The organism is Pseudomonas rustica, assembly GCF_049959085.1.
GTDB lineage: Bacteria > Pseudomonadota > Gammaproteobacteria > Pseudomonadales > Pseudomonadaceae > Aquipseudomonas > Aquipseudomonas rustica.
The window spans coordinates 230333-246047 of the sequence record NZ_CP188200.1 but is presented as its reverse complement, the minus strand read 5'-3'; the positions used below and the strand labels follow the sequence as shown (position 1 = coordinate 246047).

General features: G+C 59.0%; 12 protein-coding genes. 7 read left to right on the top strand and 5 right to left on the bottom strand.

Annotated features, from left to right (window positions below; all coding sequences use genetic code 11):
- Positions 1-99: 99 nt before the first annotated feature.
- The 5 genes from morA (at position 100) to ACP3TY_RS01175 (ending at position 8574) form a co-directional block, all read left to right on the top strand.
- Positions 100-3948: a cyclic di-GMP receptor MorA gene (morA, locus tag ACP3TY_RS01195; protein WP_426619101.1), complete on the top strand. Its 3849-nt coding sequence runs from the start codon at positions 100-102 to the stop codon at positions 3946-3948.
- Positions 3949-4159: 211 nt separating this feature from the next.
- A complete protein-coding gene (glyA, locus tag ACP3TY_RS01190) occupies positions 4160-5413 on the top strand; it encodes a serine hydroxymethyltransferase (protein WP_007909785.1) in 1254 nt (417 codons plus the stop codon).
- A gap of 327 nt (positions 5414-5740) precedes the next feature.
- Positions 5741-7054, top strand: coding sequence for a C4-dicarboxylate transporter DctA (locus ACP3TY_RS01185; protein ID WP_053124013.1), 1314 nt, complete (start codon positions 5741-5743; stop codon positions 7052-7054).
- Positions 7055-7139: 85 nt separating this feature from the next.
- Entirely contained in the window at positions 7140-7844 is a 705-nt protein-coding gene (locus ACP3TY_RS01180; RefSeq protein ID WP_426619100.1) for a FadR/GntR family transcriptional regulator, read from the top strand.
- A gap of 19 nt (positions 7845-7863) precedes the next feature.
- Entirely contained in the window at positions 7864-8574 is a 711-nt protein-coding gene (locus tag ACP3TY_RS01175; RefSeq protein WP_426619099.1) for a GntR family transcriptional regulator, read from the top strand.
- 98 nt (positions 8575-8672) lie between these two features.
- On the opposite strand, the gene yjiA is transcribed toward ACP3TY_RS01175, so the two are convergent.
- The 3 genes from yjiA to ACP3TY_RS01160 all read right to left on the bottom strand — a co-directional run bounded on the left by yjiA (position 8673) and on the right by ACP3TY_RS01160 (position 12087).
- On the bottom strand, positions 8673-9644 hold the full coding sequence (gene yjiA / locus ACP3TY_RS01170; protein ID WP_159813585.1) for a GTPase: 972 nt from the start codon (positions 9642-9644) through the stop codon (positions 8673-8675).
- A 163-nt stretch (positions 9645-9807) separates the two neighbouring features.
- Entirely contained in the window at positions 9808-10005 is a 198-nt protein-coding gene (locus ACP3TY_RS01165; protein ID WP_003228401.1) for a YbdD/YjiX family protein, read from the bottom strand.
- A 15-nt stretch (positions 10006-10020) separates the two neighbouring features.
- Positions 10021-12087: a carbon starvation CstA family protein gene (locus ACP3TY_RS01160; protein ID WP_212550814.1), complete on the bottom strand. Its 2067-nt coding sequence runs from the start codon at positions 12085-12087 to the stop codon at positions 10021-10023.
- A gap of 160 nt (positions 12088-12247) precedes the next feature.
- Here ACP3TY_RS01160 and ACP3TY_RS01155 point away from each other — a divergent pair, with 160 nt between their 5' ends.
- On the top strand, positions 12248-12616 hold the full coding sequence (locus ACP3TY_RS01155; RefSeq protein ID WP_053124024.1) for a PilZ domain-containing protein: 369 nt from the start codon (positions 12248-12250) through the stop codon (positions 12614-12616).
- Between the two features lie 101 nt (positions 12617-12717).
- Here ACP3TY_RS01155 and radA read toward each other — a convergent pair whose 3' ends face one another.
- Entirely contained in the window at positions 12718-14085 is a 1368-nt protein-coding gene (gene radA, locus ACP3TY_RS01150) for a DNA repair protein RadA (RefSeq protein ID WP_008084632.1), read from the bottom strand.
- 286 nt (positions 14086-14371) lie between these two features.
- Here radA and mscL point away from each other — a divergent pair, with 286 nt between their 5' ends.
- Positions 14372-14788: a large-conductance mechanosensitive channel protein MscL gene (mscL, locus tag ACP3TY_RS01145; protein WP_053124026.1), complete on the top strand. Its 417-nt coding sequence runs from the start codon at positions 14372-14374 to the stop codon at positions 14786-14788.
- A 42-nt stretch (positions 14789-14830) separates the two neighbouring features.
- Here mscL and ACP3TY_RS01140 read toward each other — a convergent pair whose 3' ends face one another.
- The gene (locus ACP3TY_RS01140; protein WP_400647269.1) at positions 14831-15607 is read right to left on the bottom strand and encodes a ferredoxin--NADP reductase; all 777 of its coding nucleotides are present in this window, start codon (positions 15605-15607) and stop codon (positions 14831-14833) included.
- Positions 15608-15715 lie beyond the last annotated feature (108 nt).

The following is a 15715-nucleotide window of genomic DNA, read 5'->3' as shown; positions in this document are numbered from 1 at the left end:
GCTGGCACTTCGCCACAACTCAAGGCATGCTAGCCGCCCTTTGGGCGTCCGGCTTATAGTGCACGTCGCGCCAGTCCAGCCAGACCGCAGGATTACAGCTTGTCCAATGTCACTCCGCCAGCCTCTGTGAGCAGCACCCCTCCGGCGCCCGGCTCACCCCTGCGCGGGACATTAAAGGGTGCGCTGGCGACTTTGGTGCTGTTGCTGCTGGCGTTGCTGTTCTGGCAACTGCTCGATCAACTGCGCGAGACCCAGAAAAACCAGCGCCAGTACACCATCGATTACACCGCCGACCTCGCTTCACAAGTCAGCCTGAACATGGCGCTGAATGCGCAAATCGCCCTCAACCTGCTACCGATCGTCGAGCAACCGCAAACCGCCGACGAACAGCAGGCGCTGCTGCGCAAACTTCAGCAATCGCTGCCGGATCTGCGCAGCATGGCGTTGCTCAGTCCTTCCGGGCGAATCCTCAGCGACAGCGCCGCCGACAGTCACGACGCCGATTACCTCACCGAACTGGTTCGGCGCAGTCGTGCTCAAGCGCACTACTTCAGTAACGCCGATGACGGCTCGGTGGTGCGCCTGTTGCTGCATCAGGCCAGCGGCAGTTCGCGCGGTTATTGGGCGCTGCGCCTGACGCCGACGTTTTTCGATTCGCTGACCAAACAGGGCGAAACCGGCCTGCGCCCATTGTGGCTGGTGGAAAACCGCATCAACCATCAGATCGTCAGTCGCGATAAAGCGTTGCCCTCGGCCAAGCCCAGCGTGCTTTCCCCTGACGATCTGGCCGACACGGTGCTGACTGTGCCGCTGAGCAGCAGCGACTGGCAGTTGCGCGGTCTGTTCGACCGTCAGCGCGTGCTCGAAGAATTGCTCCCGGCGTTTATCGGCAAATGCCTGCTCGGTCTGGCTTTCTCGCTGCTGCCGGTGATCGCGCTGTTGAACATGCGCCGCCGTCAGCGCCAGTTGCATGAAGGTCGCCGGCGTTATCAAGACATTTTCGAAGGCACCGGCGTTGCGTTGTGTGTGCTCGATCTGTCTGGCCTGAAACAGGTTTTCGAGAAAGCGCAGATCCAGACCAGCGATCAACTCAAAGCCTGGCTCGACCAACCCGCTCAACGTCAGCAATTGCTGCAAGAGTTGCGCGTCACCGAAGTCAACCAGGTCGCGTTGCAACTGCTCAACGTCAATTCCTGCGAACAAGCGTGGCAACTGTTGATCGACGGTCATCCACACCGTCAGTGCGCGATCGGCAATCAAATCCTCGACGCTGTCCTTCAGCAGCAAAAGCAGCTGGAACTGGAAATCAAACTGGCGGACGTCAATGGCCGCGATCAACACCTGTGGATGGTTTTGCGCCTGCCGACCGAGCAGCACGATTACACGGCGGTGATCCTCAGCATCAACGACATCACCAGCCGCAAACTGGTCGAGCTGTCGTTGCTGGAGCGCGAAGGGTTCTGGTCGGACGTGGTGCGCACCGTGCCGGATCATCTGTATGTGCAGGACGTGATCAGCCAGCGGATGATTTTCAGTAACCACCACCTCGGGCAGACCCTCGGCTACAACCGCACCGAGCTGCACCAGATGGGCGAGTATTTCTGGGAAATCCTTCTGCACCCGGAAGACGCCGATTATTACCACCGCTCGCGCCAATCCCAGCGCCATGCCGGTTACAGCCAATTGCTGCAGTGCCAACTGCGCTTCCGCCATCGCGACGGCAACTGGCGGCGCTTTGATATTCGCGAACAGGCACTGGCGCGCGACAAGCACGATCAGGTCACGCGGATCATCGGCGTGGCCAAGGACATCACCGAGCAGATTGAGGCCAGCGAGTCCCTGCGCGACAGTGAGCAGCGTTATCGCATGCTCGCCGAAAGCATCAGCGACGTGATTTTCTCCACCGACAGCAAGCTCTCGCTGAACTACGTCAGCCCGTCGGTGCAGGCTGTGCTGGGCTTTGATGCCGAGTGGATTTTCCAGAATGGCTGGCAATCGATCATTGCCAACCCGCAGCAATTGAGCGGCATCTACACGCTGATGGATCGGGTCAGCAAGTCGCTGAATAAACCCGAGCAACTGGCGCTGTTGCGCGGTCAGGTGCAGACGCAATTGTTCCTGTTCGACTGTCTGCGCGCCGATGGCCGCAAGATTCCAATCGAACTGCGTCTGGTCTTGGTCTGGGATGAGCATGGCGGTTTTGAAGGCGTGCTCGGGGTCGGTCGCGACATCAGTCAGCAGCGCCGCGCCGAAAAAGACCTGCGCATGGCTGCCACCGTATTCGAACACTCGACCTCGGCGATCCTGATCACCGACCCGGCCGGTTACATCGTTCAGGCCAACGAAGCGTTCAGCCGCGTCAGCGGTTACGCGGTCAGCGAAGTGCTCGACCAGTTGCCGAACATGCTCACGGTCGACGAACAGCAGGACGCGCATCTGCGTTACGTGCTCAAGCAATTGCATCAGCACAGCACCTGGGAAGGCGAAGTCTGGATGAAACGCCGTAACGGCGAGCATTATCCGGCGTGGGTTGGCATTACTGCGGTGCTTGACGACGAAGGCGATCTGGCCAGTTACGTGTGTTTCTTCAGCGACATCAGCGAGCGCAAGGCCAGCGAACAGCGCATCCACCGCCTCGCTTACTACGACGCCCTGACCCACTTGCCGAACCGCACGCTGTTCCAGGATCGCCTGCACACGGCGCTGCAATCGGCGGATCGGCAGAAGTCGTGGGTGGTGCTGATGTTCCTCGACCTCGACCGTTTCAAACCGATCAACGACTCCCTCGGCCACGCCGCCGGTGACCGCATGTTGAAAGACATGGCCACGCGTCTGTTGGCCTGCGTCGACAACGACGACACCGTGGCGCGCATGGGCGGCGATGAATTCACCTTGCTGCTGCAACATCGCTCCAGCCGCGAGCTGGCGCTGAACCGGGCGATTCATGTGGCCGAGCAGATTCTCGCCAGCCTGGTGCGACCTTTTGTGCTGGAAGGCCGCGAGTTTTTTGTCACCGCAAGTATCGGCATCGCCCTGAGTCCGCAGGATGGCAACGAACTCAGCCAGTTGATGAAGAACGCCGACACCGCGATGTACCACGCCAAGGAACGCGGTAAGAACAACTTCCAGTTCTATCAAGCCGACATGAACGCCAGTGCGCTCGAGCGTCTGGAGCTGGAAAGCGATTTGCGCCACGCCTTAGAGCAAGACGAATTCGTCCTGTATTACCAGCCGCAATTCAGCGGCGACGGCAAACGCCTGACCGGTGCCGAAGCGCTGCTGCGCTGGCGTCACCCGCGTCGTGGCTTGGTGCCGCCGGGGGATTTCATTCCGGTGCTGGAAGAACTCGGTCTGGTGGTCGACGTTGGCGATTGGGTGATCAGCGAGGCCTGCCGTCAACTGAAGACCTGGCACCAGAACCGTGTGCGCGTGCCGAAGGTGTCGGTGAACATTTCGGCGCGGCAGTTCTCCGACGGCCAACTCGGCACGCGGATCGCCACGATCCTGCGCGAAACCGGCCTGCCGCCGGCGTGCCTGGAACTGGAGCTGACTGAAAGTATTCTGATGCGCGAAGTCAGCGAGGCGATGCAGATTCTCGCCGGGCTGAAAAACCTTGGTCTGAGCATTGCGGTCGATGACTTCGGCACCGGTTATTCATCGCTGAACTACCTCAAGCAGTTCCCGATCGACGTGCTGAAGATCGACCGCACGTTTGTCGACGGTTTGCCGTCCGGCGAGCAGGACGCGCAGATTGCCCGGGCGATCATTGCTATGGCGCACAGCCTGAATCTGGCGGTGATTGCAGAGGGTGTGGAAACCCATGAGCAACTGGATTTCCTGCGTGAACATGGTTGCGACGAAGTTCAGGGTTATCTATTCGGGCGACCGATGCCGGCGAGCCGGTTTGAGGCGCAGTTCAGCAATGACGCCCTGTTCATGTTTGATTGACGGAGCTAACAGCTCCGATCAATCAAACATGAAGAAAGCTGCAAGCTTCAAGTAGCAAGCGACGAGCAAGCGCGAATTGGCTTTTACTTGCCGCTTGTGGCTTGCTGCTTGAAGCCCGCTTATCCACAACCTGATTGTGTTTCATAGCCGTTCTAAAAGCGGTTGGGTTAGAATGCCTCCCTTTTCTGCCCCCCGATCCTTGAGGACCGCCATGTTCAGCCGTGATTTGACTATTGCCAAGTACGACGCCGACCTTTTTGCCGCCATGGAGCAAGAAGCTCAGCGCCAGGAAGAACACATCGAGCTGATCGCTTCGGAAAACTACACCAGCCCAGCGGTGATGGAAGCTCAAGGCTCGGTACTGACCAACAAGTACGCTGAAGGCTACCCAGGCAAGCGTTACTACGGTGGTTGCGAGTACGTCGACATCGTTGAGCAACTGGCCATCGACCGCGCCAAAGAGCTGTTCGGCGCCGATTACGCCAACGTTCAACCGCACGCCGGTTCGCAAGCCAACGCTGCGGTTTACCTGGCTCTGCTGCAAGGTGGCGACACCATTCTGGGCATGAGCCTGGCCCACGGCGGTCACCTGACCCACGGCGCCAGCGTGTCCTCCTCCGGCAAGCTGTACAACGCTGTGCAGTACGGCATCGACGCCAACGGCCTGATCGACTACGACGAAGTCGAGCGTCTGGCAGTTGAGCACAAGCCAAAAATGATCGTGGCCGGTTTCTCTGCCTACTCGCAGATTCTGGATTTCCCACGCTTCCGCGCCATCGCTGACAAAGTCGGCGCTTACCTGTTCGTCGACATGGCTCACGTGGCCGGTCTGGTCGCCGCGGGCGTCTACCCGAACCCGGTGCCTTTCGCTGACGTCGTGACCACCACCACGCACAAGACCCTGCGCGGTCCACGTGGCGGCCTGATCCTGGCGCGCGCCAACGCCGACATCGAGAAGAAGCTGAACTCCGCAGTATTCCCGGGCGCCCAGGGTGGCCCGCTGGAGCACGTGATCGCTGCCAAGGCGATCTGCTTCAAGGAAGCGCTGCAGCCTGAGTTCAAGGCCTACCAGGAACAAGTGGTGCTGAACGCCCAAGCCATGGCCGAAGTGTTCATCGAACGCGGTTTCGACGTAGTTTCGGGCGGTACCAAGAACCACCTGTTCCTGCTGTCGCTGATCAAGCAGGACATCTCCGGTAAAGATGCTGACGCCGCTCTGGGCAAAGCCTTCATCACCGTGAACAAGAACTCCGTGCCAAACGATCCACGCTCGCCGTTCGTTACTTCCGGCCTGCGCTTCGGTACTCCGGCTGTGACCACTCGCGGCTTCAAGCAAGCCGAGTGCAAAGAGCTGGCTGGCTGGATCTGCGACATCCTGGCTGACCTGAACAACGAAGCGGTGATCGACGCCGTTCGTGAGAAAGTCAAAGCCATCTGCAAGAAACTGCCGGTATACGGCGCTTAATTGCGACGTTAAATCCGCAGCATGAAAAACCGGCCAAGTGATTGGCCGGTTTTTTTTCGCCTGAAAAAAGATCAAAAGATCGCAGCCTTCGGCAGCTCCTACAGGTGAATGCATTCCAAATGTAGGAGCTGCCGAAGGCTGCGATCTTTTGATCTTAACCACCGGTCAGACCGGTCATGCCAATTTCGCGATTCCCCCTTGTATTCAAGAAAAACCCCAGCGTAGACTGCGCCTGCACTGGACATACCGGTAAGACCACAATAATTAAGTCCTGAATCTGATGCGTTCAAGCGCACGGCAGCCAGGACACCGACCAGGATTCCTCCCATGCTCAGATGGTGCTCGCGTTCAATCTTCCTCCAAGTGGTTCTCGGACTGGTGCTCGGCATCGTCTGCGGGCTGACCCTTCCTGAATATTCGGCCCAGCTCAAACCGCTCGGCGACGGTTTCATCAAACTGATCAAGATGCTCATCGGCCTGATCGTGTTCTGCGTAGTGGTCAGCGGCATCAGCGGCGCGGGCGATCTGAAGAAGGTCGGGCGCATCGGCCTCAAATCGGTCATCTACTTTGAAATCCTCACCACCATCGCCTTGGTGATCGGTCTGGTCTTCGCCTTCAGCACCGGCATCGGCAGCGGCGCGAATATTCATCTGGAGCAGCTGTCCGCTGCCGACATGGGCGACATCGCCCAGCGCGGCCAGCACATGCACACCACCACGCAGTTCCTGATGGATCTGATCCCGACCTCGGTGATCGGCGCCTTCGCCGACAACAACATTCTGCAGGTGCTGCTGTTCTCGGTGCTGTTCGGCAGCGCGTTGAATCTGGTCGGCGAAGCGGCATCCGGGATCTCGCGACTGATCAACGAACTGAGCCATGTGATCTTCCGCATCATGGGCATGATCGTGCGCCTGGCGCCGATCGGCGTGTTTGGCGCCATCGCCTTCACCACCAGCAAATATGGCCTCGATTCGCTGCAGCATCTGGGCAGCCTGGTCGGTTTGTTCTACCTGACCTGCATGGCTTTCGTCGCGCTGATCCTTGGCACTGTCATGCGCCTGTCCGGCCTGCGCATGTGGCCGCTGCTCAAGTACCTGCGTGAAGAACTGCTGATCGTCATGGGCACCGCTTCGTCTGACGCCGTGTTGCCGCAGATCATGCGCAAACTCGAACACCTCGGCATCGGCAGCTCGACGGTAGGGCTGGTGATTCCAACCGGCTACTCGTTCAACCTTGATGGTTTTTCGATCTACCTGACGCTGGCCATCGTCTTCATCGCCAACGCCACCGGTACGCCGCTAGCGATGACCGATTTGCTGACGATTCTGCTGGTGTCGCTGATCACCTCGAAAGGCGCCCACGGGATTCCCGGTTCGGCACTGGTGATTCTGGCGGCGACGCTGACCGCGATTCCGGCGATCCCGGTGGTCGGCCTGGTATTGGTGTTGGCCGTGGACTGGTTCATGGGCATCGGCCGCGCACTGACCAACCTGATCGGCAACTGCGTCGCCACGGTTGCGATCGCCCGTTGGGAAAAAGACATCGACGTACAACGCGCCAACAAAGTACTCAGCGGTCAGCAGGGCTACACCTTTCAACCGCGTAAACCAGCAACTCCCGCGCACCAGCAGGAGTTCTGATTTAACTCTGTAGGAGCTGCCGCAGGCTGCGATCTTTTGATCTTGAGTTTGCGGTGCTGCCCTACAGGCAAATGGAGCGAGACCCTTGATAACCACATCAACCGTAGTCAACTCAGTCGTCGAAAAACTCCGCGCCGCCCTCGCCCGTGGCCAATGGCGCTCGGGCGACATGCTGCCGGGCCAGCGTGAACTCGCCGAACAACTGGGCATCAGCCGCCCGAGCCTGCGCGAGGCGGTGATCGTCCTGGAAACCCTTGGCCTGGTGCGTTCGATGCCGGGCAAGGGCGTGGTCGTGCTCGACGCGCAATTGAGCGACAGCCAAAGCCACGACAGCGCAGTCGCCGGGGCCAGTCTCGAAGATGTCCTGCAACTGCGCTACACCCTGGAACCGTTCATCGTCGGCCTGGTGGCGCAGTCGATCAGCAGCAAGGAAGTCGGCCAGTTGCGCCTGACCCTGATGGACATGCGCGAAGCCCTTGAGGCCGGCGACAGTGAAGCCGGCGTCAACGCTTACATCGCCTTCCACGAAGAGCTGTTCACCCTGACGTCAAACCCGATTTTCCAGAGCGTGGTGCAGCAAACCAGCAATGCCCTCAAGCAAAGCGCCGAAGTGTTGCGCAACTCGCCGGAACATCTGGCCGAACGCCTTGAAGAAAACGAAGCCGTGGTACGCGCGATCCGCAGCAAGAACAGCGCGCAGGCCAGCGCGGAAATGCGTCGGCACATTCTGCAAGAAGGTCAGCGCATGGGCATCGAGCTGAATATTCCGGATGACAACCTGAGTCGCTGATTCCTACAGGAGACAGGCCATGAACAGTTTCGCTTCAGCGTCGCACACTCGCGAGAGCACGACGCCCCTGCCCTTCTCTCGTTTGCGCGCGCCGGCGGAGGATCTTTACCCGCGACTGTTCGATGCGATTCTGGAACAGCGCCTTGATGCGGACAGCCGTTTCACCGAAGACAGTTTGAAAGACATGTTCGGCGTCACTCGCGCGGACGTGCGGCGGGTGCTGACGCAACTGAGCCATGAGCAAGTTGTTGTGCTGCGCGCCAACCATCGTCCGCGTGTGGCGGCGCCGGATCGCGAGCAAACGCGGCAGACCTTGCATGCACGGCGATTGGCCGAGAACACGTTGGTGAAGTTGGCGTGTCAGCGTCCGCAGGCTGAGGGTTTGAAGCGGCTGCGTGGGTTGATTGAGCGTGAGCGTTTGGCGGTTGAGCAGGATCGGCGTGGGGCGGCGATTCGCTTGTCGGGGGAGTTTCATCTGACGTTGGCGAGGATGGCGGGGAATGTGCCGTTGGCGCATTTTTTGGGCAGTCTGGTACCGCTTACTTCGTTGGCGATTGCGCGGTGTGAGGGTTCTGCGCACAGCTGTTGCGCGTGGCGAGAACATTTGGCGCTGGTTGAGGCGGTTGAATGTGGGGATGCTTCCAAGGCCGGGATGTTGATGAATCGGCATTTGGATCATCTTGAGCAGACATTGCTGGGTTCAGACCTTGAGCCTTGTGTTGCTGGTTAGATGGCTATCGCGAGCAGGCTCACTCCTACAGGGGAACGCATTTCAACTGTAGGAGTGAGCCTGCTCGCGAAGAGGCCATCACTGACAACCAGGAATCATCAGCCCGCCACTACTTTGGCAAACCCCGCCCGAATCTTCTCTTCCGGCAAATCATCAGCAATAAACACAATCACACTGTCCCGCGCCTCACCCTCGGCCCATTCGGTGTCCCAGTCGAAACCATAGAGTTTCAGCACGCCCTGAAACACCAAGCGACGATCTTCGCCAGCAATACTCAGCACACCTTTGTAACGCAGCAATTGCTTGCCGTGCTCTTCCAGCAATTCATTCATGAACTCGCTGAGCTGATCGATATCCAGCGGTTGATCGGTGCGCAGCACCAGGCTGGAAATACGATCGATCGACGGCGCCTTACTCACTGGACGCAAACTCAAGCCGCCGCCCAGATCGGCGTTGAGGTTGAAGCCGCGTACATCGAGCAGCTCAGCCAGGTCGATGTTGCCGTGATCAACCACACGAATCGGCGCGCGACGGTTGATTCGCGTCAGGCGTTCGCTCAACGCGGTGAACGTGGCCTCGTCGACCAGATCGGTCTTGCTCACCAGCAAGCGGTCGGCAAAACCGATCTGCGCCTGGGCGATGGTCTGGCTCAGATGCACGTCCGCGTGTGCGGCATCGACCAGGGTGATGATGCCGTCGAGCAGGTAACGCTCGCGCAATTCTTCGTCGATGAAAAAGGTCTGGGCGACTGGCGCTGGATCGGCCAGGCCGGTGCATTCGATGACCAGACGATCGAAGGCAATTTCGCCGCTGTCCAGACGCTCGAGCAGCAGGTACAGCGCTTTGGTCAGGTCGGTGTGAATGGTGCAGCAGACGCAGCCGTTGGCCAGGGTCATGACTTGCACCGGTTCGTCGCCGAGCAACTGAGTGTCGATGCCGGCGTCGCTGAATTCGTTTTCGATCACGGCGATTTTCAGGCCGTGCTCGGCTTTCAGAATGTGGCGCAGCAAGGTGGTCTTGCCGGCGCCGAGGAAACCGCTGAGTACCGTTACAGGTATGGGAGAAGACAAAACAGATCCCCTTCACAAAATGAATGAACAACACAAAAACAAATGTGGGAGCGAGCCTGCTCGCGAAAGCGGTGTGCCAGTCAAATCATTCATCAACTGACACTCCGTATTCGCGAGCAGGCTCGCTCCCACAGGGGGATTACCTCAACCGCAGGCTGTCAGCTCAACAGCACTTCGGCCCACCCTTGCCACCGTAACGGGCTTCCTGACGTTCGCGGAAGAACATCTCGTAGCTCATCACCGGTTTGTCCGGGTGTTTGGTTTGCATATGCTCGACGTAGGTGTCGTAGTCGGGCATGCCGACCATCAGGCGCGCGGCCTGACCGAGGTATTTACCGAGGCGACTCAGGTCATTGAACATGCTGCAATCCTCTGGTTACGCATCCGGCAGAGCCTGGAATGGCGATTCTTTATCCGTACGCTCTTTTTTGCCCCAGGCGGCGATGCCGACTTTGAGCGCATAGAACAGGATGCTGAAGACCACGAACAGGAACAGCGCGGTGAGCGTTGCGTTGGTATAAGCGTTGAAGATCACGTGCTGCATCTGCTCGACGCTTTTCGCCGGGGCCAGAATCTGACCACTGGCCAGCGCGTCGCTGTACTTCTTGGCCAGCGACAGGAAGCCGATTGCCGGGTTGGCATCGAACAGCTTGATGAAGCCCGCCGTCGTGGTGCAGATCAACAACCAGGTGGCTGGCAGCAAGGTGACCCAAATGTAGCGCTGACGCTTCATTTTGATCAGAACCACGGTGCCGAGCATCAGCGCGATACCGGCCAGCATCTGGTTGGAGATACCGAACAGTGGCCACAAGGTGTTGATGCCGCCCAGTGGATCGACCACGCCCTGATACAGCAACCAGCCCCACATCGCCACACAACCGGCGGTGGCGATCAGGTTGGCCGTCCACGATTCGGTACGTTTCAGCGCTGGCACGAAGGAGCCGAGCAAATCCTGCAGCATGAAACGTCCGGCACGAGTACCGGCGTCGACAGCGGTCAGGATAAACAGCGCTTCAAACAGGATCGCGAAGTGGTACCAGAACGCCATGGTGTTTTCACCCGGCAGGACACTGTGCAGGATCTGCGCGATACCGACCGCCAGGGTCGGCGCACCACCGGCACGGGCCAGAATGGTGGTTTCGCCAATGTCATGCGCCACGGCTTGCAGCGCTTCCGGCGTGATCGCAAAGCCCCAGCTGGAGACCACTTGCGCAACCGAAGCGACATCACTGCCGACCACAGCGGCCGGGCTGTTCATGGCGAAGTACACGCCAGGTTCGATCACCGAAGCGGCAACCATGGCCATGATCGCGACGAACGATTCCATCAGCATGCCGCCGTAACCGATGTATCGGGCGTTGGTTTCGTTATCCAGCAGCTTCGGCGTGGTGCCCGAAGAAATCAGTGCGTGGAAGCCCGATACCGCACCGCAAGCGATGGTGATGAACAGGAACGGGAACAGACCGCCCTTCCACACCGGACCGGTGCCGTCGACGAACTGGGTCAGCGCCGGCATTTTCAGCTCGGGCATGGTCACCAGAATGCCGATCGCCAAGGCGATGATGGTGCCGATTTTGAGGAACGTAGAAAGGTAGTCACGCGGTGCCAGAATCAGCCACACCGGCAGCGATGCTGCGACGAAACCGTAACCGACCAGCATCCAGGTAATCTGCACGCCGGTGAAGGTGAAGGCCTTGGCCCATACCGGATCAGCAGCAATCTGCCCGCCCAGCCAGATCGAACCGAGCAGCAGCAACACGCCGACCACGGAGATTTCGCCGATGCGGCCCGGGCGGATGTAGCGCATATAAATGCCCATGAACATCGCGATCGGGATGGTCGCCATTACGGTGAAGATGCCCCACGGACTCTCGGCCAGTGCTTTCACCACGATCAGCGCCAGCACCGCGAGGATGATGATCATGATCAGGAAGCAGCCGAACAGTGCGATGGTGCCGGGAATCCGGCCCATTTCTTCACGCACCATGTCGCCCAGGGAACGGCCGTTGCGACGGGTCGACATGAACAGAACCATAAAGTCCTGCACCGCACCCGCCAGCACCACACCGGCAATCAGCCACAGCGTGCCGGGCAGATAACCCATCTGCGCCGCCAATACCGGACCAACCAGCGGCCCCGCGCCAGCGATGGCCGCGAAGTGGTGACCGAAAAGAATGTGTTTGTTGGTCGGCACGTAGTCCAGACCATCATTGTTGAGCACGGCGGGGGTGGCCCGACGCGGGTCAAGTTGCATCACATTGTTTGCGATGAACAGACTGTAGTAACGGTACGCAACCAGATAAATGGCCACAGCGGCGACCACAATCCACAAGGCATTGATCGCCTCGCCTCGGCGCAATGCCACTACGCCCAGGGCGCACGCTCCTACGATTGCCAGCAATAGCCAGGGTAAGTGGCGTAGCAGGCTATTATTATTTTTCATTTTATTATTCCAGCCAGGGTGGACAAGAAAGACAGCCACCCCGAGTTTAGCGCTTACGGCGCCAAAGGCCATACCCCGACGTTGGTCTGAGTGGCCCGTCTGCGCTGGTACGCTTAGACAATGCGGGTCTATAGTCAGCGAACTTCCGGAGGATTGCGCCATGAGCGAGCACCCAGCCAATCGTCGTCGCTTCAAACGTATTGCGTTCGATGCCAGAACCGAGCTGAGTCAGGGCGAGTACATCTGGCCGGTCAAGCTGATAGACCTGTCGCTTAAAGGCTTGCTGATCGAGCGGCCGGAGCCTTGGCTGGGGGATGCCGAGAAGGATTTCTTCGTCGACATTCATCTGAGCGATGAGATTGATATCGAGATGGACGTGCAGTTGGCGCACGAAGAGAACGGCCAGTTGGGGTTTGTTTGCCGGCATATCAGTCTGGAGTCGATCCAGCGGTTGCGGCGCTTGATCGAGCTGAACCTGGCCGATCCGCAGGAGCTGGAGCGCGAGCTGGGTGCGTTGATCGAGATCTGATGGTTGCCCCTGTAGGAGCTGCCGGAGGCTGCGATCTTTTGATCTTGAAAACCAAAATCAAAAGATCGCAGCCTCCGGCAGCTCCTACAGGGGATCTCTGGTTATTCGAAGAGAGCGTCGAGGGCCTGTTCGAGGCGCGTTACGGCGATGATCTGCAAACCCGGCGGGGACTCTTTTGGCGCATTGCCTTTGGGCACGATCGCGCGTTTGAAGCCATGCTTCGCGGCTTCCTTCAGGCGCTCCTGGCCACTGGGTACAGGACGCACTTCGCCAGACAACCCAACCTCTCCAAACACCAACAAATCATGCGGCAACGGCCGATTGCGCAAACTCGACATCACCGCCGCCATCAACGCCAAGTCAGATGCAGTCTCCAGCACCTTCACCCCGCCGACCACGTTGAGAAACACGTCCTGATCGTGCGTCGGAATCCCGCCATGGCGATGCAACACGGCCAACAACATCGCCAAGCGGTTCTGATCCAGCCCCAACGTTACCCGTCGCGGGTTGGCCAGATGACTGTCATCGACCAGCGCCTGCACTTCCACCAGCATCGGCCGGGTGCCTTCCCACGTCGCCATCACCACACTGCCCGGGACTTCTTCCTGCGCCCGCGTGAGAAAAATCGCCGAAGGGTTGGAGACTTCTTTTAAACCCTTGTCCGTCATGCCGAACACGCCCAGTTCGTTGACGGCACCGAAACGGTTTTTCACCGCGCGCAGCAAACGCAAACGACCATCGGACTCACCTTCGAAATACAGCACGGTGTCGACCATGTGTTCGAGAACACGCGGGCCGGCCAGCGCGCCTTCCTTGGTGACGTGGCCGACAAGGAAAATCGCCGTGCCGCTCTGCTTGGCATAACGCACCAGCAGTGCTGCACTCTCACGCACCTGGGACACGCCACCGGGCGCCGATTGCAGTTGTTCGGTGAAGATCGTCTGGATCGAATCGATCACCATCACCTTGGGCTTTTCCTGGCGGGCGGTGGCGATGATGGTTTCGATGCAGGTTTCGGTCATCACCCGCAGTTGATCCTGCGGCAAGCCGAGACGCCGCGCTCGCATGGCCACCTGCTGCTGGGATTCTTCGCCGGTGACGTACAGCGCCGGCATGCTCTTGGCGAGGTTGCACAAGGTCTGCAACAGAATCGTCGATTTGCCGATGCCCGGATCGCCGCCGATCAACACCACCGAGCCGTCGACCAGACCGCCGCCGAGCACGCGATCCAGTTCACTGGATGCCGTGGAAAAACGCGGAATCTCTTCGACGCTGACTTCGGCCAGGGTTTTGATCTGCGCCTGCTGGCCGGTCCAACCGGTGCGACCGCTTGGCGCCGTGGCACCGCCGCTTTCGATCATGGTTTCGGTGAGGGTGTTCCAGGCACCGCATTCGCCACACTGCCCGGCCCACTTGGGAAAGGTTGCGCCGCACTCGGTGCAGCCGTACATGCGCTTGGCCTTGGCCATCAGAACCCCCGGGGCAAAAACCGCGATGATAACGCATACATCGGCATTGTCCTTGACCAAGGCACTTCGCTCGCCTGTGACTGTATCAATATTAAACCTGTACAGAAGTTGTGGACTTTGCACTTGCACGTACAAGTTTCGAGGGCAATTCAATGGCACTTTTCAAACTATTCGGCAAAGAGCGTGTCGATAAAAAATGTGCATTGTAAGAAGGTGTTTCGCGCAGGACGCGTTTTGCTGATTTACACTGCGTACACCAATCTCATCTGTAACAAGGAAATAACCTATGGGCGTGCTAAGTGAGTTCAAGGCCTTCGCGGTCAAAGGCAATGTGGTCGACATGGCCGTCGGTATCATCATCGGCGCCGCTTTCGGCAAGATTGTCTCGTCATTTGTCGGTGACGTGATCATGCCGCCGATCGGCCTGCTGATCGGAGGCGTGGACTTCAGTGATTTAGCCGTCACGCTTAAAGCCGCTGATGGCGCCGCCCCTGCGGTGGTGCTTGCCTACGGCAAATTCCTGCAGACCGTTCTGGATTTCATCATCGTCGCTTTCGCGATCTTCATGGGTGTTAAAGCCATCAACCGCCTGAAGCGTGAAGAGGCTGTGGCCCCAACGCTGCCACCGGTTCCGACCAAAGAAGAGGAACTGCTGGGCGAGATCCGCGACCTGCTCAAGGCGCAGAACAGCCGGCCGGAGTAATCCTGCTGGAACAAAAAACGGCGCCTTCGGGGCGCCGTTTTTTTACCAGTAGTTTTCCACCGCAACCTGACCAGGCCTGCGCGTCAGGCTCAGGCTCATGTGCCGCTGTTTGAGCAACGCGCGGGTGTCGTCGATCATCTGCGGATTGCCGCACAACATGACGCGCGAATGCTCAGCCGTCAGCTCAACGCCCGCCGCCCGCTCCAGCTCACCGTTTTCGATCAGCGTCGTGATACGCCCATTCAGTGCGCCGGGATGAGATTCACGGGTCACGGTGGGGATAAATTGCAGCTTGTGGGCATGCTCGGCCAGATAGTCACGCTGCGCCAATTCCGCAATCAACTGTCGATACGCCAGTTCGCGGGCCTCGCGCACGCTGTAGACCAGAATGATCCGCTCGAATTTCTCCCAGACTTCGAAGTCCTGCAGGATCGACAAGAACGGCGCCACGCCGGTGCCTGTGGATAACAGCCAGAGGTCGCGACCGTCGACAAAACGATCCAGCGTCAGATAACCAAAGGCCTGACGGTCGACCAGCAAGGTATCGCCCGCTTCAAGCCGGCTCAGTTCACTGGTGAATTCGCCGCCGGGCACCACGATCGAGAAGAATTCGAGAAATTCGTCAAACGGTGAGGACACCATCGAATAAGCACGCCAAACCGTACTGCCGTCAGCCTTGGTGACGCCGAGTCTGGCAAATTGCCCTGCACGAAACCTGAAGCCTGCATCACGAGTGGTACGCAAGGTGAACAGATTCGCGGTCAGCGGCTGCACATCAAGCAGAGTCTGGCGGGTGAATTTTTCTGCGCTGGCGGTCATGTGGCGCTCCATTCGACGATGTTCGTAGTCTCTCGCAAAGCGCCGTACGTTAAAACCGCCAATTTGTAGTGGTATTACGCATCGACTGCCTTACCCACAACAAGTTGT